The following is a 693-nucleotide window of genomic DNA, read 5'->3' as shown; positions in this document are numbered from 1 at the left end:
GTCTCAGCCATAACCAACCCGGCGACCCCCAAAAGCTGGCAGAGGTCCTGATCGCCTTCGCTGACGCCCCCAATCCGCCGGTCCGCCTCCCGCTCGGTAGTGATACCGTCGCAGCGATCGAAAAGAAGCGTGCACAGGACAACGCCATTCTCTCCGAATGGGGCACCGTCTCGGTCTCGACCGACTTCCCCGTTGACTCATAACGACGTGGGTCTGATTAATTTCATCCGATGGGAGGTCGCTTTCAGGCCTCCCATTGAAAGGATACGAACCGTCTGAGCGCGAGCGCCGTCGTCGCGACGCTGAACAGCATCATCGCGCGTACGATAATAATGATCACACGGGTAGGCCTGGCGCAACATGCAAACCTCCAGCCGGTGTTGGGTCGGGTCAGCAGGTGGACGGGCACGCCGATTGTCGCCACCGGGATCGGCATGATGCTGATCCTCATCTTCTCAACCGCCATACCGCCGTAGGGGCCGGCGAACTGACCTCGTGAGACACACTGGCTCCGTTTGCAACTGTAAATTTGGTGCTGATCTGCATCAAGTGGCTAGAGCTTGTCTCGCCTGCCGAGGTCTTAGTCTGCCCCAACTGCATATCCTATGCTGTCCTTGCAGCGAGCCTCATGATCTTGGTGGTGGACGGTCTTTCCTTGTCTTGACGTCGATCAAGTCCCGCATGAGGTCAGAT

At 58.3% G+C, this 693-nt stretch carries 1 protein-coding gene and 1 pseudogene; one reads left to right on the top strand and one right to left on the bottom strand.

Annotation, left to right across the window (positions count from 1 at the left end):
- A pseudogene (locus tag AB4Z23_RS27605) lies at positions 1-203 on the top strand (short-chain dehydrogenase/reductase); the annotation flags it as partial.
- A gap of 41 nt (positions 204-244) precedes the next feature.
- Here the strand turns inward: AB4Z23_RS27605 and AB4Z23_RS27600 are convergent.
- Positions 245-451 (bottom strand): hypothetical protein, encoded by a 207-nt coding sequence (locus tag AB4Z23_RS27600; RefSeq protein WP_003517068.1) that lies wholly within the window; start codon positions 449-451, stop codon positions 245-247.
- Between the last annotated feature and the right edge of the window lie 242 nt (positions 452-693).

This window comes from Agrobacterium sp. MCAB5, from assembly GCF_052114365.1.
GTDB lineage: Bacteria > Pseudomonadota > Alphaproteobacteria > Rhizobiales > Rhizobiaceae > Agrobacterium > Agrobacterium tumefaciens.
Note: the sequence above shows the minus strand (reverse complement) of the source record. Positions and strands in the feature narration are given on the sequence as shown.

What these genes read in the sequence shown, in the direction of transcription:
- AB4Z23_RS27600 (WP_003517068.1), bottom strand. Translation starts at nt 451, where the DNA reads ATGAGGATCAGCATCATGCCGATCCCGGTGGCGACAATCGGCGTGCCC.